Genomic DNA, 26,545 nt, shown 5'->3' on the forward strand with positions numbered 1-26,545 from the left:
AATCAATAATTAATGAATACAAAAGCGACTGATTTTGGTATAGATAAGGCACTCGAAACCTTAGGTGTAAAAGAAATAAATATGGGTACTTCTACAGGAGCAAATAATTTTTCTAATGGGGATATTATTGAAAGTAATTCACCTGTTGATGGTCAACTTATTGGCAAAGTAAAAACTACTACAAAAGCTGATTTTGAAAACGTTATGGAAGCCGCTACTTCAGCCTTTAAAACTTGGCGAACAATGCCAGCGCCACAACGAGGCGAAATTGTTCGCCAATTTGGTAATAAATTACGAGAAAAAAAGGAGGCTTTAGGTAAACTAGTGTCCTACGAAATGGGTAAAAGTTATCAAGAAGGTTTGGGCGAAGTTCAAGAAATGATTGATATCTGTGATTTTGCAGTAGGGTTATCACGACAGTTACATGGATTAACTATGCATTCTGAAAGGCCAGGACACCGCATGTACGAGCAATACCATCCGCTGGGTGTGGTTGGTATTATATCAGCATTTAATTTCCCAGTTGCTGTTTGGGCTTGGAACAGCTCCTTAGCTTGGGTTTGTGGAGATGTTTGTGTTTGGAAACCGTCAGAAAAAGCACCTTTATGCGGTGTGGCGTGCCAAAACATAGCAGCTGAAGTTTTTGCCGAAAACAATTTACCAGAAGGTATTTCATGTTTAATAAACGGCGATTATAAGGTAGGCGAATTTATGACTAAAGACACCCGAATTCCCCTTGTTTCTGCCACAGGTTCTACTAGAATGGGCAAAATAGTAGCTCAAGAAGTTGCTGCGCGTTTAGGTAAAAGTTTATTGGAGTTAGGTGGCAATAACGCTATAATTGTTACGCCAGATGCCGATATAAAAATGACGGTTATAGGTGCTGTTTTCGGGGCCGTTGGTACCGCAGGACAGCGTTGTACTAGTACACGCCGATTAATAATTCACGAATTGATTTACGATAAGGTAAAAACTGCTGTTATTGATGCGTATAAACAATTGCGCATTGGAAACCCGCTAGATGAAAACAATCATGTTGGACCGTTAATAGATAAAGATGCTGTTAAAATGTATCAAAATGCTTTAGAGAAAGTAGTTGAAGAAGGCGGAAACCTTGTAGTTGAAGGTGGCGTGCTTTCTGGAAAAGGTTATGAAAGCGGATGCTATGTAAAGCCTGCAATTGCAGAAGCTAAACCAAATTTTATGATTGTACAACACGAAACTTTTGCACCTATTTTATACTTGTTAAAATATTCTGGAACGGTTGAAAATGCTATAGACATTCAAAATGAAGTGGCGCAAGGGTTAAGTTCTGCTATTATGACGAATAATTTACGCGAGGCGGAACGTTTTTTGTCTGTTCAAGGATCAGATTGCGGCATTGCTAATGTAAATATTGGAACTTCAGGAGCCGAAATTGGTGGTGCTTTTGGAGGTGAGAAAGATACAGGTGGCGGACGCGAATCGGGTTCAGATGCTTGGAAAGTTTACATGCGCAGACAAACCAATACCATTAATTACACTACTGAGTTGCCTTTAGCTCAAGGTATTAAATTTGATTTATAAAATTTATTAAATTACTCATATTAAAGTCACATTTTTATAAATGTGACTTTTTTGGTTTTTATGTTTCTTAATTTTAGAACTTAAAGTGTTATATTGTAAGCACTTATATTTTAATAACCAAAAACTAATATCTAATGAGTAAAAAATCATCCTATCTTTTAGGAATTATACTCACTATTATTCTCGGTACGATTCTGTATTATTTTTTATGTTGTAGTCTTTGCTGTGGCAAAGAATCATGTAAAAACAAACAAAACGAGACTGAAAGTGTTGTAACACCAGAAATTAAAGATGCAACCAGAAATGCATTTATGATTAAAGACGCTAACGGCGATTTTAGTATTGAAATGAGTGATAATTTCAATTTTAAAACTTCTAATTTTTCAATTTTAGACCCAGTTTCAGGAAATGTTGAGAATGGTGTTTTAAAATTAAAAGATTATTTATTGGCTAATCCTACAAAAACCGTTGATATTACAGGTTTTTATAAAAGTGATGAAACCAACAATTCGGCCTACCCTAATCTTGGGATAGCAAGAGCCAATTCGGTTAAAAATTACTTGGTTTTACATGGTGTGTCTTCAAGACAAATAGATACTTATGGAAAATTAAATGATAGCATTAATCCAGATGAAAGTAATATTTTATTTGGCCCAGTAGAGTTTGGTGTTTTAACAACAGATGAATCAGATACTTCGACAATCGAAGCTTTAAAAACAGCTTGTGATGCTATTAGAGCAAACCCATTAATATTGCATTTTCAAACAGGGCAAGCATCTATTAACTTAACATCAGAACAACGCCAGAAAATAGCAGATATTTCTCATTGCGTAGATAAATTAGGTGTTATAATACAGGTTGTAGGGCATACTGATAATACTGGTGATGCAACAAACAATATTGTTCTAGGCCAACAACGTGCCGATTTTGCTAAAGGCTATTTAGTTAAAAATGGCATTTTAGAAAGCAATATTGAAACATCTTCTGAAGGACCAAATGTACCTATTGCAGATAATGCTACAGAAGCAGGTAGAGCAGAGAACAGAAGAACAGTAATAACAATTAACTAAAATTTAAAAAATATAAAATTATGAATTGGTGTATATTAATCCCATTATTAGTTGGCGCAATTTGTGCCATATTAGGTTACTTATTAGGTAAGTTATTAGGTGGCTCTAACCATGATGACTGCCATGAAAAACTTGGAAAATTACAAACTGAATTAGATGCTTGTAAGTTAAGTAAGGTTTCTTTAGAAGGTGATTTAAAATCAACAAAATCATCATTAGCTTCATCTTTAGCGGCAGCGAGTGCAGCTCCAGCATCGTCTTTAACAGCTACAACAGCAACGTCAATAGCATTTGATGCATCTGCAGCAAAAGCAGTTTTTGGTAAAAAGATAAAAGAAAACGATTTAACAGTTGTTGAAGGTATTGGTCCAAAAATTCAAGAATTATTTCATAATCATGATGTGAAAACATGGAAAGCATTATCAGAATGTACAATAGATAAATGCCAGGATGTTTTAAATTCTGGAGGAAATCGTTATAAAATTCACAAGCCTGGTACATGGCCAAAGCAAGCTAAATTAGCTTACGAAGGTCAATGGGAAGCGCTTTTAAAATTACAAGACGAATTAGATGGTGGGAAATAAGTTCTCAAACCAATAATTATTTAAAAAAACCGTTTCAAAAATTGAAACGGTTTTTTTGTATTCAAATTAACTTTTTAAACTATTTTAATAATCTGTAGTCTAATAGATTACAAGATTATTAATTTTCTTGTTATTAACATTATTACTCTATGGAAACTAAAAACATACAACATTTATATAGACGTATTGGTTTTGGAATTCTACCCGTTGAAACTTATAAATTATCAAGTAAGAGTAAAAAAGTTATAATCAATAATCTTTTTACAGCTTCAAAAAAAGTAACACCTTTGGAGGTTGATACTTCTGAAATAAAAGAGATTTTTAGGAGTATGGTGGATATCAAAAAAATTGATCCAGATACTCGCAGAAAAATTCAAAAAATTAGTCGTAAAAAACAAATAGAATTTAATATTGCTTGGATAAATAGACTTAGTAATACTCCAGAAATATTAAGAGAAAAGATGGTGTTGTTTTGGGCAAATCATTTTGTTTGTGAAGATAACAGTATTACATACATCCAACAATTTAATAATACATTAAGAAAACATGCTTTAGGTAACTTTAAAGATTTTGTAAACGCTATTTCCAAAGAAGCAGCCATGACAAAGTATTTAAATACAAAACAAAATAAAAAGCAGAAACCAAACGAGAATTTTGCTCGAGAGTTAATGGAATTGTTTACACTTGGAGTTGGTCATTATTCTGAAAATGATATTAAAGAAAGTGCCAAAGCCTTTACTGGATACAGCCATAATTTACAGGGTGAATTTGTTTTTAGAAAGCGAACTCATCACGAAGGAGACAAAACATTTTTTGGAAAAAAAGGAAATTTTACTGGCGAGGATATTATTGAAATTATTTTAGAACAAAAGCAATGTGCAAAATTTATATGTGAAAAACTATATCGTTATTTTGTTAACGAAACTATTGATGAGAAACATATAAGCGCCATGGTAAATGTTTTTTATAAAGACTATAACATTGAGCGTGTTATGCGTTTTATGTTAAGTTCAGAATGGTTCTATGATGAAAAAAACATAGGAACAAAAATTAAATCGCCCATTGAACTTTTAGTAGGTTTAAAACAAACTGTACCAACAACATTTAAAAACCCTAAGCAATTAATATATATTCAACGTTTATTAGGACAGGTTTTGCTAAAACCCCCAAATGTATCTGGGTGGAAAGGTGGTAAAAATTGGATAGATAGCAACACCATTGTTTTGCGATTAAAATTGCCATCAATGTTGTTAAATAACGCATATATCTCCAAATTAAAACAAAATGAAGCTAGTGAAAGTGTAAACACAGAAAAAGAGCTATTTAAACGAAAAATGGGAAATCGATTTAATGTTAAAACTAACTGGAAGTACTTCAATAATCAATTTAAAAATGTTAAAATAGATGCTATAGAAAATCATTTAATAGCATGCCAGATAAATGAAGGTACTAAAGCATATTTAAGCTCATTAAAAAAAGTATCAAAACAGGAGTATTGTATACAACTTATGTCGTTACCCGAATATCAAATGTGTTAATTATGGACAGAAGAAAATTTTTAAAGCAGTCGTCTTTAGCAAGTAGTTTGTTTTTTGTTCCTAGCTTTGTTAGAGCTTTTGAAGAAGTTGCAAGTAACAAATTAGGTTACAAACGATTAGTAATAATACAACTTTCTGGAGGCAACGATGGTTTAAATACAGTTATTCCTTATAGGAATGATTTGTATTATAAAGAACGCCCATCGTTGGCAATAAAAGAAAAAGATATTATAAAACTAAATGATGAGGTAGGTTTAAATCCAAGTTTAAAGCCACTAAAAAAGTTATATGACAAAGGCTATTTATCTATAATAAACAATGTAGGATACCCAAACCCAGTAAGATCTCATTTTAGATCTATGGATATTTGGCAAACCGCAACAAATTCTAATGAATATTCGCAAAGCGGGTGGCTAGGGCGTTATTTAGACAACTTTGGAAAGCAACCTTATAGCGCTATCGAAATAGACGAAAGTTTATCTTTAGCGATGAAAGGCGAAAATGTAAATGCCATTGCAACACAAGATGCTAAATCTTTTTACAACCTATCAAAAGACCCATATTTTAAAAATTTAAGCAAACATAAAAATGATGCTCATTTAAGCGAGCATAATTTGGGGTATTTATATAAATCTATGATAGCTGCAGAGTCTTCAGCTAAATATATATTTGAAACCAGTAAAACATATAGTAGTCTTCAAGAATACCCAAATAACAAGTTTGGGAAACAATTAAAAACTACTGCACAATTTATAAACTCAGGATTAAAAACTAAGGTGTTTTATACAGCTTTAGGTGGTTTTGATACTCACGTTAATCAAATTAATACCCAAAAACGACTTTTAAGCCAATATGCAGATGGTATTGAGGCCTTTGTTCAAGATTTAATAACCAATAATACTTTTAAAAATACTTTAATTTTAACTTTTTCCGAATTTGGTCGTAGAGTAAAACAAAATGCCAGTATTGGTACAGATCATGGTACGGCAAACAATATTTTTGTAATTGGTGAGAACCTTAAAAAGCAAGGTTTTTATAATAATATGGCAAGTTTGAGTGATTTAGATGATAACGGCGATTTAAAATTTGAAATTGATTTTAGAACCATATATGCAACTGTTTTAAATAAATGGTTAGAAGTAGATGATAAAAAAGTGCTAAATAGGTCATTTACACAACTAGATTTTATATAAAATCAATGGATTTTGTAAAGTAATAAAGGTTTAGAGTAATGTTAAAGCAAAAAAAAACCTTGACTCAGATTGTAAAATCGATTTGGAGCACAAGGTTTAATTAAAAAGATTAATAGCAATGCAAAGTTACTTTTTTATCTTTAATTTCAAAATTTTAAAGTTAACTTAAGGTTAAATTTATTAACATTTGTTAATTATACTTCATTTTTCGAAGTATTCTCAAAGATTCCTTATATAAATTGTAAATATCTTTGTTGTAGGCTTTTAAGTAAGGTTTTGCCTCGTTAAGTTTGTCAATTGCTTGATGAAATAAATTTAAATAGCATATTAAATAGGTTGCTGGTAGGTTTTTTAAATCAATTTCTTCACTCTTAGTAAGTTCTAACCCTTTTTTTAATTTTTCTAAAATAGCATTATTGGTATTGTAAATATGATGGAGTATTTTTTTATCAAATTGAGGTGGTTCAAATAGTAGTTTTGTTTCTATACTATAATTGGCATTGTCTTCAAATATAATTATAGTTTCTTCAAGTTTATAATATTTGTTTGACCCTTGAAGACCTAAGTTTACGTATTCAATAATTTTAAAACTATCATCGTTAATACCAATTGAAACTTCATCTAAAGCTGAGAAGAATAAGCGAACTTGTTCGTTAATTAATTCAATATCTACTCTAGAGTAAAATGTTTCATTTTTTACTACTTTTTTTTGGCCTGCCCAACAGACTACAAAATACTCTTTAAACACCTTGTATTGTGCATTAAAGTCTTTTCGGTTATTCATAAAATCAAAAACACCATTTAATGTATGCTCAATATTATTTTGAGCGTGTTTTTCAATGGCTTCAACAATTTTGGAATTCACATCTTTAATTTCAATATCAAAAATCTTAGGCATGCTCATACTACCATCTCTAAAAAAAACAGAACCACCGTAATATTTCCAAATGTTTTTTTTAAGTGAAGTAATTTTTCCTGTAGGTCTTATAGTTACTAACCCTACGACCTTATCATCTGGTAAATGAGGAAACGGAATGTTTTCATATTGTACAATTGGCGGATTAGTTAAATAGGCATTTATGAGATTTTGAATTTTACTGTCATCAAAAAAATCAACACCAATAATGGTATTGTCTTCGTCTTCAACACCTATAACTATGTATGAATTGTTTTTTGGATTGCTATTTGAAAGCGCACAAATATGTTTAAGAAACTTAGCTTTGCCTTCTTTATGTGTTATATCAGTTTTTCGCTTTTTATCATAAAAACTGTTCTCATCGTTGTGAGCTAAAAGGTGTTTTATAAGTAAGCGTTTGTTAATCATCGTTTTTTCCCTCATTTTGAAGGGAGTCTTATTATAGTAATTCGATTTCTTTCTTCAAATTTTCTTTAGCTTGGTGTTCAAAAAGGGTTTTATATTTTTTGGTAAAAAATAATGTATCGCGTTCTAAAAAATGTTGTAATACTTTTTTTCTTCCTTTTTTGTACATAAAATCAGGATAGATAGCATATTCTTTTCTAATATTTTGAATATATATTTTATAAGTCTCCCAATTGGTTCCTAAAATAGATAAATCTAAATCTAAAAAAATTGAATTATCATTATTATCAACTAAAATTAATTCATGTTTTTTAGTTGAAATAATAAGGTTTTGAATAATTTCAAGTCTTTTTTCATTAAAATTGAGTTGTTTTAGTCGTTTTTTTGAAAAAACAGCACTTTTTTCTTCGTTGTTATTTTTTGTTGATTTATAAATAATATCATGATACCAAATAGCAAATTTTAAAGATTTTTTATCTTTAATGTCATTTACAAATTCTTCAAACTGAATGAGCATATTATAGATATGCGTTAAATTGTGATAATGCCTAGATTTATGATTATATTTCTTTTCAATTTCTTCCCAAAGATTATTAATTAAATAATCATCTTCTGAATATTCAGAAACCAAAGTGTACCATTCATTTTTTAACCAATCTTTCATACTTTTTTCTTCACAATAGTAGAGCTTGCTTGAGCCGTAGGAAGTACCAATAAATCGGCAATATTTACATGAGGTGGTCTTGAAATAGCAAAATAAATAATTTCGGCTATGTCTTTAGCTTGTAAAGCTTTAAAGCCTTTGTAAACATTATTAGCAATAGCATCTCCTTTAAAACGTACTTGTGAAAATTCGGTTTCAACTAAACCAGGATTAATTGAACCAACTTTAATTCCAAATGGATTTAAATCAATACGCATCCCTTCTGTAATAGCTAAAACAGCATGTTTACTAGCACAATAAACATTACCTTTTGGGTATACTTCTTTACCTGCCGAAGACCCAATATTTATTATATGCCCCGATTTTCGTTCTGTCATTTGTGGAATTACAGCTTTACTAACATATAGTAAACCTTTTACGTTTATATCCATCATGGCATCCCAGTCGTCAATATTTCCAGTTTGTATAGGGTCTAAGCCATGTGCATTTCCTGCATTATTAACTAAAATATCAATATTTTTAAAAGGTTTTGGTAAGCTTTCTATGGCTTTAAAAGTTTCGTGTTTATCGCGAATATCAAAATTTAAAATATGCACATTAGTTAAACGTTCTAAAGCTTTTTGAATGGTATTTAAACGTTGTAAACGCCTTCCGCATATTATTAAGTTAATGCCTTGTTTTGCAAACTCATAAGCTGTAGCTTCGCCAATTCCGCTTGTTGCTCCAGTAATTAATGCTGTTTTTTTCATTTAGTGTATTTTAGTATTATCTTTAAAAATACCTAAAAGGTATTATATAATACAAGCTTTTTGAATTATAAAAGTAAGGATGCATTATGTATTTAAGATAAACTTATAATAATTATTTGTTAAATGGCATCAACATTGAGATTCCTTAATATTTTTAACCATTTTTTAACACCATTACAAGTATTTTTTTAACATTTTGCAAGCCGAAAAATACGAAGCCTAAACACAAGCTTTTAATAAAATAAAAATGATGGAAGAAACAGGAACAATTGATATTAAATCAATTAATGAGAAAATTGAAAAAGAAAGTGCTTTTGTTGATTTACTGATGCTTGAGATGAATAAAGTCATCGTAGGCCAAAAACACATGGTAGAACGTTTGCTTATTGGTTTACTAGGTCAAGGACACATCCTTTTAGAAGGTGTTCCTGGTTTAGCAAAAACTTTGGCAATTAATACTTTGGCACAAGCTGTAGATGGTAGTTTTAGCAGAATACAGTTTACACCAGATTTATTGCCGGCAGATGTTACTGGTACATTAATCTATAACATGAAGGTTAATGATTTTTCAATTAAGAAAGGACCAATTTTTGCCAACTTTGTATTAGCAGATGAGATAAATAGAGCACCAGCTAAGGTACAATCTGCCTTACTTGAAGCGATGCAAGAAAAGCAAGTGACTATTGGTGATGAAACTTTTAAGCTTGATAAGCCCTTTTTAGTAATGGCAACTCAAAACCCAGTTGAGCAAGAAGGAACATATCCATTACCTGAAGCACAGGTTGACCGTTTTATGTTAAAAACTGTTATTGATTATCCTAAACTTGACGAAGAACAATTAATTATGAGGGCTAATCTTAAAGGTGCTTGGGATAAAGTAAATTCTGTAGTTTCAATATCTCAAATATTAAAAGCTCAAGAAGCTGTTCGTGAAGTATACATGGACGAGAAAATTGAAAAATACATACTAGATATTATTTTCGCAACACGTTATCCTGATAAATATAGGCTTCCAGCTTTAAAGCCATTAATATCATTTGGGGCATCTCCTCGTGGAAGTATCAACTTAGCTACAGCAGCTAAATGTTATGCATTTATTAAACGTCGTGGATATGTAATTCCTGAAGATGTTCGTGCAGTAGTTTATGATGTATTAAGACACAGAATAGGTATTACATACGAAGCTGAAGCTGAAAATGTAACTTCAGAAGATATTATTAATAAAATAGTAAACGAAATAGAAGTACCATAGGATTTCACATTTAAGAATGCCGAATTACGATTTGTGATTTCTAAGTTATAAGAAATCGTAAATCAAAAATCCTCAATCGTAAATTGGAAAATGGATACTAAAGAATTACTAAAAAAAGTACGTAAAATAGAGATTAAGACACGTAGGTTGTCTGATCATATTTTTGGAGGAGAATACCATTCAACCTTCAAAGGTCGTGGTATGACTTTTAGCGAAGTACGACAGTATCAATTTGGTGATGATGTTAGGAATATAGACTGGAATGTTACCGCTCGCTACAATGAGCCTTATGTAAAAGTTTTTGAAGAAGAACGTGAGCTTACCATGATGCTTATGGTAGATGTGTCGGGTTCAGAGTTATTTGGTACCGAGCAGCAATTTAAAAACGAAGTAGTTACAGAAATTGCAGCTACTCTAGCATTTTCGGCTACTCAAAATAATGATAAAATAGGATTGATTTTATTTTCAGATAAAGTCGAGTTGTATATCCCACCTAAAAAAGGGCGTTCTCATGTACTTCGTATTATTAGAGAACTTATAGAATTTCAGCCAGAAAGCAAACAAACTAATTTAGCCGAAGCATTAAAATTTATGCAAAATGTTATGAAAAAGAAGGCTATTGTATTTGTATTGTCTGATTTTATTGCAGACGATTATCATCAAACCATGAAAATTGTTTCTGGTAAACATGATGTAACAGGAATTAGAGTTTATGATAAGCGAGAAGAAGGTATTCCAAATTTAGGTATCGTACAAATGCAAGATGAGGAAACTGGTGAGTTGATGTTGGTAAATACATCTTCAAAAAAAGTGCGTCTTAACTATGCTAAATTTTATAATGAAAAGGTTAATTATTATAAAGAGAGTTTTACGAAATCTGGAGCGGGCGCTATTGATTGTCGTGTAGACGAAAGCTATGTAAAAAAGCTTTTAGGATATTTTAAAAGAAGAGGGTAATAATATTAACGATTTATGATTAACGATTTACGATTTATGCATTGCATTTCAAAAGCAGAAAAAAGTTTCAAAAGGAGCTTACTTCTGTCTTGTGTCTTCGTGTTTCTATCTTTAGTATCATATTCTCAGGTTTCATCAACTATTGATTCAACATCAATTAAAATTGGTGAGCAAATCACATATCATATTCAAGTTGAAACAGACACTACAAATTTGGTTGTTTTTCCAGAAGGTCAAACGTTCTCACCGCTAGAGATGATTGAATCTTATGACATTGATACACTCAAGAAAAAGGATAAATATAACCTAGTTAAAAAATATGGATTAACACAATTTGACTCAGGGGCTTACACTATACCAAGACAAAAAATAATAATTGGCGATAAAACCTTTTTCACAGATTCTTTAAAAGTTGAAGTTAACAATGTTGTGGTTGATACTACTCAAGGACTTTACGATATAAAACCTATAATTGGTGTTGAAAAAAGTGGAAGTAATTGGTGGAAATACCTATTATTGGCATTACTAATTATAGGAGCAATAGCATTCTTATTATATTGGTTTATTTGGAGAAAAAAACCATTGTCTGAAGATGAAAAAATAGCCTTATTACCACCATATGATAGAGCAAAATTAGCTTTACGTAAATTAGACGAAAGTCCGTATTTAGAAAATAAAAACCTAAAGGATTATTACTCGGATTTAACGTTTATTATTAGAAAATATCTTGATGAGAAAGTATATGATAAAGCCTTAGAAAGTACTACCGACGAGTTAATTTCAAGATTAAATTTACTTAAAGAAGGGAATCAAGTCGATTTAAGTCATGACGATATAAAGAACCTTGAAAGTATATTAAAACGTGCAGATTTAGTGAAATTCGCAAAATCTGCTCCAGATGTAGAGTTAGCTAAAATTGATAGAGACACAATCGATGTTGAAATAGATCATGTAAAAGAGGCATTACCAGAACCAACTGAAGAAGAAAAGCTTTTAGATGAGAAATATAGAGAAGAACAAGAACGAAAAAAGAAACGTAAAAAAATATGGCTAACAGTTGGGATAAGTATCTTTTTGTTATTAGCTACCTTAACCGGGCTTTCAATTAAGTATGGGTTTGATATTGTAAAGGATACCATAATTGGTCATGATAGTAAAGAGCTTTTAGAGGGCGATTGGGTACGAAGTGAATATGGATTCCCTCCAGTTACAATAACAACACCTAAAGTATTAAAACGATTTGATTTACCTGTTCCAGATGAAATGAAGTCGCAAATAAGTATGACATCATTCTTGTATGGGTCTATTTTAGATCCATTCAGCGTAATGGTAAATACTACAACCTACAAAAATTTAGGCGATAAAAAAATAGATCTCCAGCAAACATCTGAAGGGAGTATAAAAGGAATGGAGCAACAAGGAGCACAAGATATTGTTGTTTTAAGAGATAAGTTTAAAACACCTAACGGCGCAGAAGGATTAAAAACTTACGGTACATTAAAAACCAATAATCTTTTAACTCAAAAAACACAAGAAGGTAATTATGTTTTATTACAATTTGTTTCAGAAAACATATTGCAACAAATTATTATTTCTTCTCCAAGAGATGATAAATACGCAGACCAAATAGTAGAACGCATTTTAAATTCAGTTGAACTTAAACCAGCAGACGAATAATGTTAGAAGGCATTGAATTTGTAAATAAGGAATTTTTCTGGTTGCTGTTAACGCTTCCATTGGTTGTGCTTTGGTATGTTTTTAAAAACAAAAAACAAACCGCAGAACTTAAAATATCAAGCCTAAAAGGCTTTAAAGTAACTAATTCATGGTTGCCTAAATTAAGACATTTGCTTTTTGTTTTAAGATTGTTTGCTTTAGCATTATTAATAATGGCATTGGCAAGACCACAATCTGTTGATGTGTCTACAAAAACAAAAACCACCAGAGGAATAGATATTGTTATGGCTATTGATGTTTCTGCAAGTATGCTTGCTAAAGATTTATCTCCAAATAGATTAGAAGCCTTAAAAAAAGTAGCAGCAGAATTTATTAAAGGCAGGCCAAATGATAGAATAGGATTAGTAGAATATGCAGGTGAAAGTTACACTAAAACACCCATAACAAGCGATAAATCTATTGTACTTCGCTCATTAAGAAGTATTAAATATAATACAATAATTGAGGGTGGAACAGCTATTGGAATGGGTTTAGCAACCTCGGTAAATCGATTAAAAGATAGTAAAGCATCAAGTAAGGTTATTATTTTATTGACAGATGGAGTAAATAATTCGGGGTTTATAGACCCAAAAATAGCTAGTGAATTGGCTGTAGAATATGGTATAAAAACATATACCATTGGTTTAGGAACTAATGGTATGGCACTATCACCAGTTGCTATTTTACCAAATGGAAATTTTCAATATGGAAGAATTCAAGTAGAGATTGATGAAGATTTGCTTAAAGAAATTGCCGAAGTTACAGGAGGTAAATATTTTAGAGCCACCAATAATAAAAAGCTTGAAGAGATTTATGCCGAAATAAATAAGCTTGAAAAAACAGAAATAGAAGAGTTTAAATATTACAATTACGAAGAAAAATACAGACCACTAGTAATATTGGCAGGGTTATTATTGCTTATAGAATTACTATTACGCTATACTGTTTTTAGAAGTTTCGTATAAAAAATAATTAATGTTTCAATTAGAAGAAAAAATATGGTTTTGGGCATTAGGGATTATTCCAGTAATAATCTTGCTCTTTTTATTGCTTCAATTCTGGAGATACAAAACACAAAAAAAGTTTGCAGATTTACCACTTCTTAAACGATTAAGCCCAAATAGATCCCTTTTTAAATCTGTTTTAAAAGTTATTGTTTTATGTATGGCATTTTTTTGTTTAGTAATAGCATTGGTAAACCCTAAAATTGGAACTAAGTTAGAAACCGTTAAGCGAGAAGGTGTAGATATTGTTTTTGCTGTCGATGTTTCTAAAAGTATGCTAGCAGAAGATATTGCACCAAATAGATTAGAAAAATCAAAACAACTAGTTACTCAAATCATAAATAATTTGGCGAGTGATCGTGTTGGTATTATTGCTTATGCAGGAAAAGCGTTCCCGCAGTTACCAATTACAACGGACTATGCATCAGCAAAAATGTTTTTAAATAACATGAATACCGATATGTTATCATCACAAGGAACAGCAATTAATGAAGCTATTAAATTGGCTAAAACGTATTTTGATGATGAAGAGCAAACTAATCGTGTACTTATTATAATTTCAGATGGTGAAGACCATAGCGAACAAGCTGCTCTTGTGGCAGAAGAAGCTAGCGAAGAAGGTATTAGAATTTTCACTATTGGAGTAGGAGATGTAAAAGGAGGGCCAATTCCAGAAAAACGTAATGGTATTGTTTTAAACTATAAAAAAGATAGTCAAGGCGAAACAGTCATAACAAAATTAAATGAAGAAACCCTTCAAAATATAGCATTAGAAGCTAATGGTGCTTATATTAACGGTAAAAATACAAACGATGTAGTTGAAAATATTCGGGAGATTTTAAATTCTATGGATAAAACCGAGTTTGAAGCTAAAGAATTTGCCGATTTTAAAGATCAATTTCAATGGTTTTTAGGTTTCGGAATTTTCTTTTTACTATTGGATATTTTACTATTAGAACGAAAAACAGCATGGTTAAAGAAGTTAAATCTATTTAATGAGAACCTTTAAATAAAAATAAATGAGCATCTTAAACATAGTCTAAAGGTTTTAATTTTATAAAATATTTAACTAGAAAAACACATAAGATTCTATATTTTAGAAATAAAAATGAAACATATAATAGCATTAATATTAACAATAATCTCTTTTATTTCTTTTGCCCAAGAAGAAAATAAAGAATTATTATTAGCAGCAAAGAAAGCTAATAACTTTGTGTATCAAGGCAATGAATTAATTGAGAGCCAAGATTATGTTTTAGCCGAAATGGAATATAGAAAAGCTATTTCCGAAAAACCAACAACAGAAGCTGCTGCGTATAATTTAGGAACTTCGTATTATAAAAGCGGAAATTTTGATGAGTCACTTTATAGACTTCAGCAAGCCACAAAAACAGCAACTTCAAAACCTGAAAAACATAAAGCATTTCATAATATTGGTAATATTTTAATGCAAAATAAAAAATGTAAAGAAGCTGTTGAGGCTTATAAAAATGCATTAAGAAATAACCCTTCAGATAATGAAACACGTTACAATTTAAGTGTGGCTAAAATTTGTGCTGAAGAGCAACAAAAGCAAGACGACCAAAACAAAGACGATAAACAAGATAACCAAGACCAAAACGACGAGAATAAAGAAAATCAAGATAACAAGGATAAAGAAAACCAAGACAAAGAAGGAGAAGATAAAGAAGACAAAAAAGACGAAGGCGATCAAGATAAGAAAGAAGGAGAAGATGAAAAAGACGATGAAGGAAAGCCTAAGGATGAGAAGAAAGATGATAAAAAAGAAAACGGAAAAGGTGATGAAGATAAAAAGAAAGAACAACAAAAACCTCAGCCACAGCCAGGACAATTGTCTCCACAACAAATTAAAAATTTGTTAGAAGCAATGAATAATCAAGAGCAAAAAGTTCAAGAAAAAATGAATGCTGAAAAACAAAAAGGCGTAAAAATTAAAACAGAAAAAGATTGGTAGTTAATAACTCTAAATCTTAAAATAAAGAATAAGATTAAAAACACTCATATTGTTTTGCTAAGCGTAATTGAAGCATCTCAATTAAATTTAAAATGAAATTTAAAACCTACACATACATATTATTTTTACTCATTTCAACCTTTACCTATGCACAGGTAAAATTTGACGCCAAAGTAAGTAAAAACAAACTTGGGGTCAATGAACGTTTGCGAATAGATTTTGAAATGAATCAAGATGGTGATAATTTTAATCCACCAGATTTTACAGGATTTACTGTTGTTGGTGGTCCAAATCAATCAGTAAGTAATTCTTGGATTAATGGTAAGCGGTCTTTTAAAAAAACCTATACGTACTTTTTATCACCTAAAAAGCGAGGCACTTTTACTATTTCTCAAGCTACAATAAATATAAAAGATGAGATTTATAAAACAACTCCAATAAAGGTTGAGGTTACAGCAGCTGTAGATATACCTAAAGACCCTAATGATCCAAATTACTTAGCATCAGAAAATATTCATTTAGTAGCTGAGGTTTCTAAAACCAATCCATATATAAATGAGGCAATAACCGTAGTTTATAAACTGTATGTGTCGCCAAAAATAGCTGTTGATAATTGGAATGAAATTGACACACCAAGATATAATGATTTTTGGAGCCAAAATATAAACACTCAAGGCCAAAAAGTGCAAAATGGGACTTACAAAGGTGAAGATTATCGTTATTTAGTATTAAGAAAAACGGTGTTATATCCACAAAAAACAGGTAAATTAAATATTGAGCCATTAACCCTCGACCTCTCTATGCGAGTGCCTACAAATAGACGAGATATTTTTGGGAGTTTATTAATGACTCGAATTAATAAAACGGTTTCTGCAGGTAATAAAACTATAAATGTTAAAGCATTACCTAATGCAGGAAAGCCAGCTGATTTTACAGGAGCCGTTGGGGATTTTTCTCTTGACGTATCGGCCTCTAAATCAGAGTTAGATGCTTCAGAGTCATTACAACTAAAAGTAGATGTATCAGGAAATGGAAATTTAAAATTATTTAAACTTCCAAAAATATCATTACCAAGTTCTTTAGAAGTTTATGAACCTGAGCATGAAGAAAATGTTAGAACTAATTTAGGTGGAATGCAAGGAAATATATCTGATAGATATACGGTGGTACCACAATATAAAGGTAAATACCCTATACCAAGCATATCTTTTTCATATTTTGATTTAAAAACTGAAAGTTATAAAAGGTTGTCTTCAGATGAAATTGTAATTAATGTTTTAAACGGACCTTCAAATAATACATCTTCAACTGAAAGTAATGTAAATTCTAATAATAAACAGGCAGTTGTTTTAAGTAGTGATCAGTTTTCATTTATTAAAACAAAAACAAATTTTTACTCTATAAAGCAACAACATTTCTTTAAATCTAATTTATTTTGGAGTTTATTACTGTTACCTTTCTTAGTAATTCCATTGGCTATATTTATTCGTAAAAAGAAAGCCACAAGAGATGCTGATGTTTATGGTAATAAAATAAGAAAGGCTAATAAGTTAGCAAGGAAATATTTAGGCAATGCAAAAAAATCTTTAGGAAAAAAAGAAGCATTTTATATTGCACTTGAAAAAGCACTGCATAATTATTTAAAAGCAAAATTACATATTGAAACTAATGAGTTAAGTAAAGATAAAATCAAGGATTTATTAAGTAAAAAAGGCGTTGAAGATACTGTTATAGAGGATTTTAAAAGTATTCTTGAAAGCTGTGAGTTAGCTCGATACACACCCATTGACATTGTTACCATGCAGGAAGATTATGATAAGTCTGCAAAAACAATTTCTCTAATTGATAAACAAGCACGTTAATATGAAACAAATATTTTACATACTATCGTTATTGTTCAGTTTTGGACTTTTTGCTCAAAATGAAGAGTTGTTTGAAAAAGCTAATACCTATTATAACGAAGCCAAATATGCTGAAGCTATTGATAATTACAATGCAATTTTAGAAACAGAAAAGCATTCAGCCGATTTATATTATAATCTAGCGAATGCACATTATAAACTCAATAATATTGCACCAAGTATTTATTATTATGAAAAGGCACTTTTATTAAACCCTGATGATACAGATATAATTAACAATCTAGCATTTGCAAAAAATATGACTATTGATGCTATAGATGTTGTGCCAGATGTTGGTTTTTCAAAAATATTAAATAATACAACAAACAAAATGTCTTATGATAATTGGGCAAAAACATCTGTTGGCTTAGTATTTTGTTTTGTTTTGTTGTTTTTGGTATATTATTTTGCCTATTCAACTTTAAATAAGCGTTTAGCCTTTATTGGAAGTATTACTGCTTTAATACTAGTTTTTATTACACTTGCTTTTGCTTTCCATAAATTTAATTTAGATAAAAATAACAATCCAGCAATTGTTTTTGCTCAAGAGGCTAAGGTTAAAGCAGAACCTAATACAAGAAGTGAAGAGTCTTTTAGGTTGCATGAAGGTACTAAGATTCAAGTAATAGATGCAGTAGATGAATGGAATAAAATAAAACTTTCAGATGGTAAAATAGGGTGGATTTCATCTGAAGATATAAAATTGTTAAATAATCTATGATTATTCATGAACAAAAAATGATATATTTACCATTCCAATAAAATTAAAATGAGAAGAAACATTATTTCTTTAATATTTTCTACAATGTTTGTGTTGTTTCTAACAGCACCAACCATCATTTTAATTATAGACAATACAACCGATATTAGTAGCTTTTATATCTCTAGTGAAGAAGAAGAAAAAGGTCATGAAAAAAGTAAAGACAAAGATCTAATTTTTTACGATTTTTTAAACTCAACTTCAGTTTTTAATTTAACCGAAAAAGAATCTTATTTAGAATATTTTTTTAAAAATTACCCCAAACCACATTTAAACTTAATTTTTCCTCCACCAGATTCTTACATATTATAATTACAAATTCATAGACTTTTTATAAAGTCTAACTTAAAATTTAATAACTTTTGGTATTAAACATGCCAAAAGAAAAAATCATTATAATATGTTTAAAACTATTAAAAATGACTTACCAGCGAGTATAGTCGTATTTTTTGTTGCCTTACCATTGTGTTTAGGTATTGCTCTTGCCAGTGGAGCACCCTTGTTTTCGGGATTAATAGCTGGTATAATTGGAGGAATTGTTGTAGGAGCTCTTAGTGGTTCTAAAATAGGAGTAAGTGGTCCTGCTGCTGGTTTAGCAGCTATTGTACTAACTGCAATAGGCACTTTGGGTGGTTATGAAAACTTTTTAGTTGCAGTAGTTTTAGGAGGAATAATTCAGTTAATTTTTGGCTTTTTAAAAGCAGGAATTATTGGTTATTATTTTCCTTCATCGGTAATTAAAGGCATGCTTACAGGTATTGGGATTATTATTATTTTAAAACAAATACCACATTTTTTCGGTTACGATGCAGATCCAGAAGGAGATTTTGCATTTTTTCAAGTGGATGGCGAAAATACTTTCTCAGATATTTTTAAATCTTTAAAATTTATTACTCCAGGATCTGCTTTAATAGGTATTATTGGTTTAAGTATTTTAATACTATGGGATAAAGTATTATCTAAAAAAGGGAAAATATTTCAAATTATTCAAGGCCCATTAGTGGCTGTTGTTGTTGGTATTATATTTTATGTATTAACACAATCAAATGAAGTTTTAGCTATTTCTCAATCGCACTTAGTAAGTGTGCCAGTTCCTGAAGATGCTACATCATTTTTAAATCAATTTAGTTTTCCAAATTTTAGTGCGATTACCAATACAGAAGTCTGGATTGTTGCTTTTACAATAGCATTGGTTGCTAGTTTAGAAACTTTATTATGTGTAGAAGCTACAGATAGATTAGATCCACATAAAAACGTTACGCCTACTAACCGTGAATTATTAGCTCAAGGAGCTGGAAATATTCTTTCAGGATTAGTTGGTGGTTTACCTATAACTCAAGTAATTGTTCGTAGTTCGGCTAATATTCAATCAGGTGGGGTTTCAAAAATGTCGGCAATCATTCATGGTTTCTTCTTATTAATATCTGTTATATTAATTCCTAGGTTGTTAAATATGATTCCTCTTTCGGTATTAGCTGCAATTTTACTTGTTGTGGGTTATAAGTTGGCTAAACCAAAACTTTTTAAAAAAATGTTTGATTTAGGTTGGAAACAATCTATACCATTTTTTGTTACGGTTTTAGGAATTGTTTTTATTGATTTACTTTGGGGTATTGGTTTAGGCCTAGCTGTTGGTATAGTTGTAATTTTAATGAAAAGCTACCAAAACTCTCATTTCTTACATATTGAAGATAAGAGTAATGGAAAGCACAGAATAAAAATGACCCTTGCAGAAGAGGTAACATTTTTTAATAAAGGTGCTATTTTAAAAGAACTAGATAGTTTACCAATAGATACTTATTTAGAAATCGATTTACTAAAAACAAGATATTTGGATAATGATATTATTGAAATTTTAGAAGACTTTTTATTAAAAGCCAGAGAGCGAAATATTGATATTAAATTAATATCTAAACGTGGTGTCGTAGAAAACCCATCAAGCTTTGTTCAGTTTTTTAATGAAAGACCTAAATCAAGTTTAAGTTTAAGTTAAAAATCATGAAAAATCATAAATATAAAGTTGTAGTCCTGTCCGACTTAAAAGAAGCGACAGAAAACTCACTAAAAAGCACCATAAGTTTAGTTAGAAATTTAGGTGCTGATATTAAGTTTTTTCATGTAAAAAAACCAACTGATGTGGTTAAAAGAGATAGTCAGTTATCAACCTTTCGAACTATAAATGAACAGCATAATATAACCACAAAGCATATTGAAAATTTGATTAAATCTGTGTCTAAAACTTATGATGTTAATATAGATTATAGTCATGCATTTGGTAATGTGAAAAACGAAATTCAAGATTATTTAAATGAACATCAACCAGACATTGTTGTTTTAGGAAAAAGAAAAATAAAAACAATGGGATTAATAGGAGACTCTATAACCAAATTTGTTTTAAAAGCCCATAAAGGAACTATTTTGGTTGTTGGTAACGAAAACACTTTAGATCCAGATATTGATTTGTCTATAGGAGTTTTAAATAGTAATGGATTAAATAACAACGAATCGTTAGTTAATGATTTGTTGTTGCAATCACAAAAGCCATTAAAAGCATTTAAAGTTATAAATCAAGGTCAAGAACAAGAAAAGGTTGAAATCACTTCAAATAATAAGGTAGTCGAGTATGTTTTTGAGCGTAACGATAATACAATTAGTAATTTATCAAAATACTTATTAAAAAGTAACGTTAATTTATTGTATTTAAGTAGAGTAAGTAAAGAAAAGGATGGTTTAAAAAAATCTGATTTAAAAGATGTAATAGAAAAACTTGAAATCCCAATTTTACTATCCGGAGAATCGAATACCTTAAACTAAACAATTTAATTTAAAAATATATATTATGAAAGCACATACTAGAGAAACACAATTAACAATGACACCTGAGAAGTCCATTCAATTTTTAAAAGAAGGGAATCAAAGGTTTCAAAATAACTTAAAAGCTAATAGAAACCTTTTGGAGCAGGTAAATGATACTAGTGATGGTCAATTTCCATTTGCAACAATTTTAAGCTGTATTGATTCTAGGGTATCAGCAGAGTTAGTTTTCGACCAAGGTTTAGGAGATATATTTAGTGTTCGTATAGCAGGAAACTTTGTAAACGAAGATATTTTAGGAAGCATGGAATTTGCATGTAAATTAGCAGGAACCAAAGTAATTGTAGTTTTAGGACATACCAGTTGTGGAGCAATAAAAGGAGCTTGTGATGATGCTAAACTTGGAAACTTAACAGCCATGTTAAGCAAAATTAAACCAGCAGTTAATGCTGTGGAAGAACCAGCAGATGCAAGTTTAAGAAACTCCTCAAACATAGATTTTGTTAATCATGTAGCAGAAAAAAATGTATTGTTAACTATAGATAGGATAATGAAAGAAAGTCCTGTTTTAGCAGAAATGCAGAATAATGGAGACATAAAAATTGTAGGAGCAATGTATGATATCAATTCAGGTGCTGTCAATTTTTTCGAATAATTAAATAAAAAATTTAATTTTAAAAAAAATCAATACCCTAAGTGTTGATTTTTTTTTTTGACACTTTTTTGAATTAACTTGGTACTTCTAAACTATAATTAAATATGAAAAATCTTTTCTCAAATATTAAAGGAGATGCATTTGGAGGTATAACAGCGGGTATAGTTGCATTGCCTTTAGCATTAGCTTTTGGAGTGTCTTCTGGTTTAGGGCCAACAGCAGGGCTTTACGGAGCTATTTTTATTAGCTTTTTTGCAGCTCTTTTTGGTGGTACAAGTACACAGATTTCTGGGCCAACAGCTCCCATGACCGCAGTTAGTATGGTTGTAATAGCAGGTATTATTGCTACAAATGATGGCGATGTTAATAAAGCTCTACCAGTAATTCTTACCGTATTTTTAATAGCAGGGTTAATGCAAATTGGCTTAGGCGTTTTAGGTTTAGGGAAATATATTAGATATATACCCTATCCAGTTGTATCTGGTTTTATGACTGCCATAGGAGTTATTATTTTATTAACTCAAATTTTACCATCTCTTGGTTATTACCCAAAAGAAGATGCAGAATTTGTAAACACCTTTAAAGCGCAAGCCGAAGAAGTTATTCTTGAAAATATATTAAAAGACGAAGCTGGGGAAGGTATTTTAGTGCTAGAGAATTTTAAAGAAACCATAAATCGAGCTCAAGAAATTTCACAAGAAGCAATTTTAAAAGAATCTCAAACTTTAGCTGCAAAAGAAACCTCAGGAGCCTTAGGAGCTATAAAGGCTTTCCCAAAAGCCATACAAAACATTAACTGGTTAGAATTAATCTTGGCATTAGGAACCATTTTTATAATATATGGTTTTAAACGAATTACAAAAGCTATTCCTAGTACATTGGTTGCATTAATTGTTATGTCTGGTATTGCTGTAGGCTTCGGATTAAATTACAGACCTATTGAAGAGATTCCAAGCGGGTTGCCAATTCCTAATCTGGAAATTTTCACAAGTTTTAATTTAAGTAGTGTAACACCTTATGTGTTTACAGCACTCACATTAGCGCTTTTGGGAGCTATAGATTCATTACTTACTAGTGTAGTTGCAGATAATATGACTAAAACTAAGCATAAGCCAAATAAAGAATTGGTGGGTCAGGGTATAGGTAATAGTATTGCTGCTATTTTTGGAGGTATTCCTGGAGCAGGAGCTACAATAAGAACAGTAGTAAACATTACTTCTGGAGGAAAAACCAAACTATCTGGGATGATAGCCGGAATTATGTTATTAATAATTCTTTTAGGGTTAGGACCTATAGCATCACAAATTCCAGCAGCAGTTTTAGCGGGTATTTTAATTACAGTAGGTATAGGTGTTATGGATTATAAAGGATTAAAAGCGATACCAGCACTTCCTAAAGATATTAAAATTGGACCATTAAAAATGAGTTCAGAAGTTTTAATAATGTTAATTGTATTACTACTTTCTACATTTTGGAACTTGGTTTATGCTGTAGGTATTGGTTTGGTTATAGCCTCTCTAATGTTTATGAAAAAGATTGGAGATTTAACTGCCGAGCGTTCAGATGTAAAATCTTTAAAAGAAGAAGCATGGTCAGATGAAGGTGAGTTTCCTTCAAATTTAAAAGAAGAAGTGTTTATAAAACATCTAAAAGGGCCATTGTTTTTTGGTTCAACTAGCGATTTTCAAGCTTTAGCACAACAAATCCCTTATACAGCGAAAACCGTTATAATTAGGCTTGGACGAATGCAATACATGGATCAATCTGGGCTTTATGCCATGGAAGATATGCTTCAAGACTTAAAGAAAAATAATGTAGAAGTATTATTTGTTGGTTTATTAAAACAACCTCGTTATATGATGGAACGTATAGACATCATTCCAGATTTTATACCTAATGAGCATATATTTAAAACATTTCATGAATGTATGATATGGATAAAAGCTAATGTTAAAGATGAATATTAAATGAAGACTTTAGATAAAGTATTTAAGAATAACGAAAAGTGGATTAAAGATAAATTAGCTTTTGATGAAAATTACTTTGAAAAGCTAGGTAAAGGCCAAAGTCCAGAATTACTTTATATTGGTTGTAGTGATAGTCGTGTAACAGCTGAAGATTTAATGGGTTTGGGGCCAGGAGAAGTATTTGTGCATCGTAATATTGCAAATATGGTTTCAGGTATAGATTTAAATGCCATGTCTGTTGTAGAATATGCCGTTACTCATTTAAAAGTAAATCATGTTGTAGTTTGTGGGCATTATGCATGTGGCGGAGTAAAAGCTGCCATGCAATCGGCAGATTTAGGAGTTCTTAATGGGTGGTTACGTAACATTAGAGATGTATACAGAATTCATAAACTAGAATTAAATAGTATTAAAGATGAAGAAAAAAAATACGACCGCTTGGTAGAATTAAATGTAAAAGAACAATGTGTAAATTTAATTAAAACAGCTGCTGTTCAAAAAGCCTATAGAGATAGAGGTCTACAAGTGCATGGTTGGGTGTTTAATGTACATACTGGAGAATTGATAGATTTAAGTATTAATTTTAAAAAATATTTAAAAGATATTATGGAAATATATCATTTAGATTAAATAAAAAAAGCCACTTTAAAGTGGCTTTTTTTATGCTTCGTTTTCAGAAGCTGTATTTTCATCTTTAGGAGTTAAAATATTTGGAAAAATTAAAGGCACTAAAGATATAACAGGTTTATAAAGTATGGTTTCATCAATATTTTCTTTATCAACAAATGTTATCGTACTATTCATCTTATCAAATATATTTAAAACCACGCTTAAAATAAGAGCAATTTTTAGTGCTCCAAAAACAGCACCAGCAAGTTTATTTATAATACCCAAAGCAGCAAAATTAGCAAGTTTAGTTAATGCTTTTCCAGCTAGTCCAATAGCTAAAACTATAATAATAAAGGTAATTGCAAAGGCAACAATGTTTATAGTTTTTTCACTCCATTCTGTTTTTGTTTGCAAAAATTCGGCAGCAAAATTACTAAAATGTATGGCGCCATAAACCCCAGCAACTAAAGCAATCAACGAAGCTACTTCAACAAAAAGCCCTTTCATAAAACCACGAACAAGCCCAAATAAAATTAATGCCCCTAAAACAATATCAATAACCCCCATATTAAAATAATTTAAAACAAATATAAAATAATACTAACACTTAGGTTTATTAACTTTGCAGCTTTCAAAATATTATGGCTAGAGACGAACAATTAAAAGAACGTTGGGAATTGGTAGTACAAAAACTTTCCAATCAATTTGCAGATGGAGACAGTATGGATCTTGATGCTATTATCTATTTAATAGGAGTACAAGAACTTGGTCAATTAGATAGAGCATTTAAAAAAGATCAAAAATTAGATCTTATGCATATTGCCATATGTAAACTGCTAGTTCCGTATGGTTATTATGAACTCGATTTTGTTGATGAGGAGGGTTGGCCACATTACAAAGCACTAGAAGCATTGCCGCATTTAAAGGCTGGCGAACAAAGTGTTTTAATGAAAGAAGCCATTGTAAACTACTTTTTAGAAACCGAGTATATTAATTAAATACTTTTGGAGTTACCACAAGGGTCGGGATTTATTCATTTATCTTTAATTTAAACATTTGTATTAATGAACATAAATGTTTCGTTACAATCTTTTTAATCTTGATTCAAAAAAAAGGATTTCCTCTGAAATCCCTAACGCAGTTCACGTAAAAAACAGTAAATTTGCCATCATTTTGTAATAGGTCATGATAGATAAGATAAACCAACTCATAGCAGAAGCAGAAGCCTTTAAAGCTCAATCGAAAGATGAGGTAGAAGCCTTCCGAATTAAATATTTAGGTAAAAAAGGATTGTTAAACGACTTTTTTGCTGAGTTTAAAAATGTAGCTAACGACCAAAAAAAAGAATTTGGTCAAACCATAAATAAGCTTAAAAAAACAGCTGAGGAAAAGGTAAATGCCTTAAAAGAGGAGCTGGAAAGCAAAGAAGAAGTAGTTGGTGTTTATGGCGATTTATCTCGCCCCGGAGAGCCTATTCAAATTGGAGCACGTCACCCAATATCCATAGTAAAAAATCAAATTATTGATATTTTTTCACGCATAGGATTTAACGTTAGTGAAGGTCCAGAAATTGAAGACGACTGGCATAACTTTACAGCATTAAATTTACCAGAATATCATCCAGCACGTGATATGCAGGATACGTTCTTTATTCAAACAAACCCAGATATATTGTTACGTACCCATACTAGCTCTGTGCAAGTGCGTTATATGGAAAATAATAAACCGCCAATTAGAACTATTTCTCCAGGTCGTGTTTATAGAAACGAAGCTATATCTGCACGTTCTCATTGTTTTTTCCATCAAGTAGAAGGATTGTATATTGATAAAGATGTAAGTTTTGCCGATTTAAAACAAACACTTCAACATTTTACAACAGAAATGTTTGGGAAAAGCAAAATACGTTTACGCCCATCTTACTTTCCGTTTACAGAACCAAGTGCAGAAATTGATGTGTATTGGGGACTAGAAACCGAAACCGATTATAAAATAACTAAAGGGACAGGTTGGTTAGAAATTGGTGGTTGTGGTATGGTAGATCCAAACGTACTTGAAAATTGTAAAATAGATGCTACAGAGTATTCTGGTTTTGCATTTGGTGTAGGTGTAGATCGTATAGCCATGTTATTACACCAAATTGGTGATATTCGTTTGTTGAGTGAGAATGATGTTAGGTTTTTGGAGCAATTTAAGAGCACTCTATAATTTTGTCATTCCTGTATATTTAGCGATCTTATAAATTGAATTTCT

Annotated in this window: 25 protein-coding genes; 21 read left to right on the plus strand and 4 right to left on the minus strand. The window is 30.8% G+C overall.

Annotated features, from left to right (window positions below):
* Positions 1 to 12: 12 nt before the first annotated feature.
* The 5 genes from Q0842_RS00800 (at position 13) to Q0842_RS00820 (ending at position 5,951) form a co-directional block, all read left to right on the plus strand.
* Positions 13 to 1,566 (plus strand): aldehyde dehydrogenase family protein, encoded by a 1,554-nt coding sequence (locus tag Q0842_RS00800; protein ID WP_298492980.1) that lies wholly within the window; start codon positions 13 to 15, stop codon positions 1,564 to 1,566.
* A gap of 134 nt (positions 1,567 to 1,700) precedes the next feature.
* On the plus strand, positions 1,701 to 2,636 hold the full coding sequence (locus Q0842_RS00805; RefSeq protein WP_298492983.1) for an OmpA family protein: 936 nt from the start codon (positions 1,701 to 1,703) through the stop codon (positions 2,634 to 2,636).
* Positions 2,637 to 2,656: 20 nt separating this feature from the next.
* The gene (locus Q0842_RS00810) at positions 2,657 to 3,220 is read left to right on the plus strand and encodes a hypothetical protein (protein WP_298492986.1); all 564 of its coding nucleotides are present in this window, start codon (positions 2,657 to 2,659) and stop codon (positions 3,218 to 3,220) included.
* A gap of 149 nt (positions 3,221 to 3,369) precedes the next feature.
* Positions 3,370 to 4,758 carry a DUF1800 domain-containing protein gene (locus Q0842_RS00815; protein ID WP_298492989.1) on the plus strand — a complete coding sequence of 463 codons (1,389 nt, stop codon included), beginning with the start codon at positions 3,370 to 3,372 and terminating at the stop codon, positions 4,756 to 4,758.
* A 2-nt stretch (positions 4,759 to 4,760) separates the two neighbouring features.
* Positions 4,761 to 5,951, plus strand: a complete 1,191-nt coding sequence (locus Q0842_RS00820; protein ID WP_298492991.1) for a DUF1501 domain-containing protein — start codon at positions 4,761 to 4,763, stop codon at positions 5,949 to 5,951.
* Between the two features lie 190 nt (positions 5,952 to 6,141).
* Here Q0842_RS00820 and Q0842_RS00825 read toward each other — a convergent pair whose 3' ends face one another.
* Genes Q0842_RS00825 through Q0842_RS00835 form a run of 3 tightly spaced genes read right to left on the minus strand, consistent with a single transcriptional unit; the run spans position 6,142 to position 8,685 of the window.
* Entirely contained in the window at positions 6,142 to 7,275 is a 1,134-nt protein-coding gene (locus Q0842_RS00825; RefSeq protein WP_298493539.1) for an ATP-binding protein, read from the minus strand.
* Between the two features lie 31 nt (positions 7,276 to 7,306).
* Entirely contained in the window at positions 7,307 to 7,936 is a 630-nt protein-coding gene (locus Q0842_RS00830) for a hypothetical protein (protein ID WP_298492994.1), read from the minus strand.
* Positions 7,933 to 8,685 (minus strand): SDR family NAD(P)-dependent oxidoreductase, encoded by a 753-nt coding sequence (locus Q0842_RS00835; RefSeq protein ID WP_298492997.1) that lies wholly within the window; start codon positions 8,683 to 8,685, stop codon positions 7,933 to 7,935. Before Q0842_RS00835 ends, Q0842_RS00830 begins: the two co-directional genes overlap by 4 nt.
* Positions 8,686 to 8,935: 250 nt before the next feature.
* Here Q0842_RS00835 and Q0842_RS00840 point away from each other — a divergent pair, with 250 nt between their 5' ends.
* The 14 genes from Q0842_RS00840 to Q0842_RS00905 all read left to right on the plus strand — a co-directional run bounded on the left by Q0842_RS00840 (position 8,936) and on the right by Q0842_RS00905 (position 24,316).
* On the plus strand, positions 8,936 to 9,937 hold the full coding sequence (locus tag Q0842_RS00840; RefSeq protein WP_298493542.1) for a MoxR family ATPase: 1,002 nt from the start codon (positions 8,936 to 8,938) through the stop codon (positions 9,935 to 9,937).
* Positions 9,938 to 10,027: 90 nt separating this feature from the next.
* Complete coding sequence (locus Q0842_RS00845; RefSeq protein WP_298493000.1) at positions 10,028 to 10,894, plus strand: DUF58 domain-containing protein; 867 nt, start codon at positions 10,028 to 10,030, stop codon at positions 10,892 to 10,894.
* Positions 10,895 to 10,909: 15 nt separating this feature from the next.
* Positions 10,910 to 12,571 (plus strand): hypothetical protein, encoded by a 1,662-nt coding sequence (locus tag Q0842_RS00850; RefSeq protein WP_298493003.1) that lies wholly within the window; start codon positions 10,910 to 10,912, stop codon positions 12,569 to 12,571.
* Complete coding sequence (locus tag Q0842_RS00855; RefSeq protein WP_298493006.1) at positions 12,571 to 13,575, plus strand: VWA domain-containing protein; 1,005 nt, start codon at positions 12,571 to 12,573, stop codon at positions 13,573 to 13,575. The genes Q0842_RS00850 and Q0842_RS00855 overlap by 1 nt, the downstream gene beginning before the upstream one ends.
* Before the next feature lie 10 nt (positions 13,576 to 13,585).
* Entirely contained in the window at positions 13,586 to 14,623 is a 1,038-nt protein-coding gene (locus Q0842_RS00860) for a VWA domain-containing protein (protein ID WP_298493009.1), read from the plus strand.
* Between the two features lie 99 nt (positions 14,624 to 14,722).
* Entirely contained in the window at positions 14,723 to 15,589 is an 867-nt protein-coding gene (locus Q0842_RS00865) for a tetratricopeptide repeat protein (RefSeq protein ID WP_298493013.1), read from the plus strand.
* A 92-nt stretch (positions 15,590 to 15,681) separates the two neighbouring features.
* Positions 15,682 to 17,451, plus strand: coding sequence for a BatD family protein (locus Q0842_RS00870; protein ID WP_298493016.1), 1,770 nt, complete (start codon positions 15,682 to 15,684; stop codon positions 17,449 to 17,451).
* A 1-nt stretch (position 17,452) separates the two neighbouring features.
* Positions 17,453 to 18,211 carry a tetratricopeptide repeat protein gene (locus tag Q0842_RS00875; protein ID WP_298493019.1) on the plus strand — a complete coding sequence of 253 codons (759 nt, stop codon included), beginning with the start codon at positions 17,453 to 17,455 and terminating at the stop codon, positions 18,209 to 18,211.
* A gap of 48 nt (positions 18,212 to 18,259) precedes the next feature.
* Positions 18,260 to 18,562, plus strand: coding sequence for a hypothetical protein (locus Q0842_RS00880; RefSeq protein WP_298493022.1), 303 nt, complete (start codon positions 18,260 to 18,262; stop codon positions 18,560 to 18,562).
* An 88-nt stretch (positions 18,563 to 18,650) separates the two neighbouring features.
* On the plus strand, positions 18,651 to 20,243 hold the full coding sequence (locus tag Q0842_RS00885) for a SulP family inorganic anion transporter (RefSeq protein ID WP_298493025.1): 1,593 nt from the start codon (positions 18,651 to 18,653) through the stop codon (positions 20,241 to 20,243).
* 5 nt (positions 20,244 to 20,248) lie between these two features.
* Positions 20,249 to 21,064: a universal stress protein gene (locus Q0842_RS00890; protein ID WP_298493028.1), complete on the plus strand. Its 816-nt coding sequence runs from the start codon at positions 20,249 to 20,251 to the stop codon at positions 21,062 to 21,064.
* A 25-nt stretch (positions 21,065 to 21,089) separates the two neighbouring features.
* Positions 21,090 to 21,719: a carbonic anhydrase family protein gene (locus Q0842_RS00895; protein ID WP_298493031.1), complete on the plus strand. Its 630-nt coding sequence runs from the start codon at positions 21,090 to 21,092 to the stop codon at positions 21,717 to 21,719.
* Positions 21,720 to 21,823: 104 nt separating this feature from the next.
* On the plus strand, positions 21,824 to 23,686 hold the full coding sequence (locus tag Q0842_RS00900) for a SulP family inorganic anion transporter (protein ID WP_298493035.1): 1,863 nt from the start codon (positions 21,824 to 21,826) through the stop codon (positions 23,684 to 23,686).
* A complete protein-coding gene (locus Q0842_RS00905) occupies positions 23,687 to 24,316 on the plus strand; it encodes a carbonic anhydrase (RefSeq protein ID WP_298493038.1) in 630 nt (209 codons plus the stop codon).
* 30 nt (positions 24,317 to 24,346) lie between these two features.
* Here the strand turns inward: Q0842_RS00905 and Q0842_RS00910 are convergent, their stop codons facing one another.
* Positions 24,347 to 24,862: a CvpA family protein gene (locus Q0842_RS00910; RefSeq protein ID WP_298493040.1), complete on the minus strand. Its 516-nt coding sequence runs from the start codon at positions 24,860 to 24,862 to the stop codon at positions 24,347 to 24,349.
* 74 nt (positions 24,863 to 24,936) lie between these two features.
* On the opposite strand from Q0842_RS00910, the gene Q0842_RS00915 reads away from it, so the two are divergent.
* Together Q0842_RS00915 and pheS are read left to right on the plus strand one after the other, a co-directional pair.
* On the plus strand, positions 24,937 to 25,293 hold the full coding sequence (locus tag Q0842_RS00915) for a hypothetical protein (RefSeq protein ID WP_298493043.1): 357 nt from the start codon (positions 24,937 to 24,939) through the stop codon (positions 25,291 to 25,293).
* 187 nt (positions 25,294 to 25,480) lie between these two features.
* Positions 25,481 to 26,500 carry a phenylalanine--tRNA ligase subunit alpha gene (gene pheS / locus Q0842_RS00920; RefSeq protein ID WP_298493046.1) on the plus strand — a complete coding sequence of 340 codons (1,020 nt, stop codon included), beginning with the start codon at positions 25,481 to 25,483 and terminating at the stop codon, positions 26,498 to 26,500.
* The last annotated feature ends 45 nt before the right edge of the window (positions 26,501 to 26,545 follow it).

Source organism: uncultured Algibacter sp. (assembly GCF_947495675.1).
GTDB lineage: Bacteria > Bacteroidota > Bacteroidia > Flavobacteriales > Flavobacteriaceae > Algibacter_B.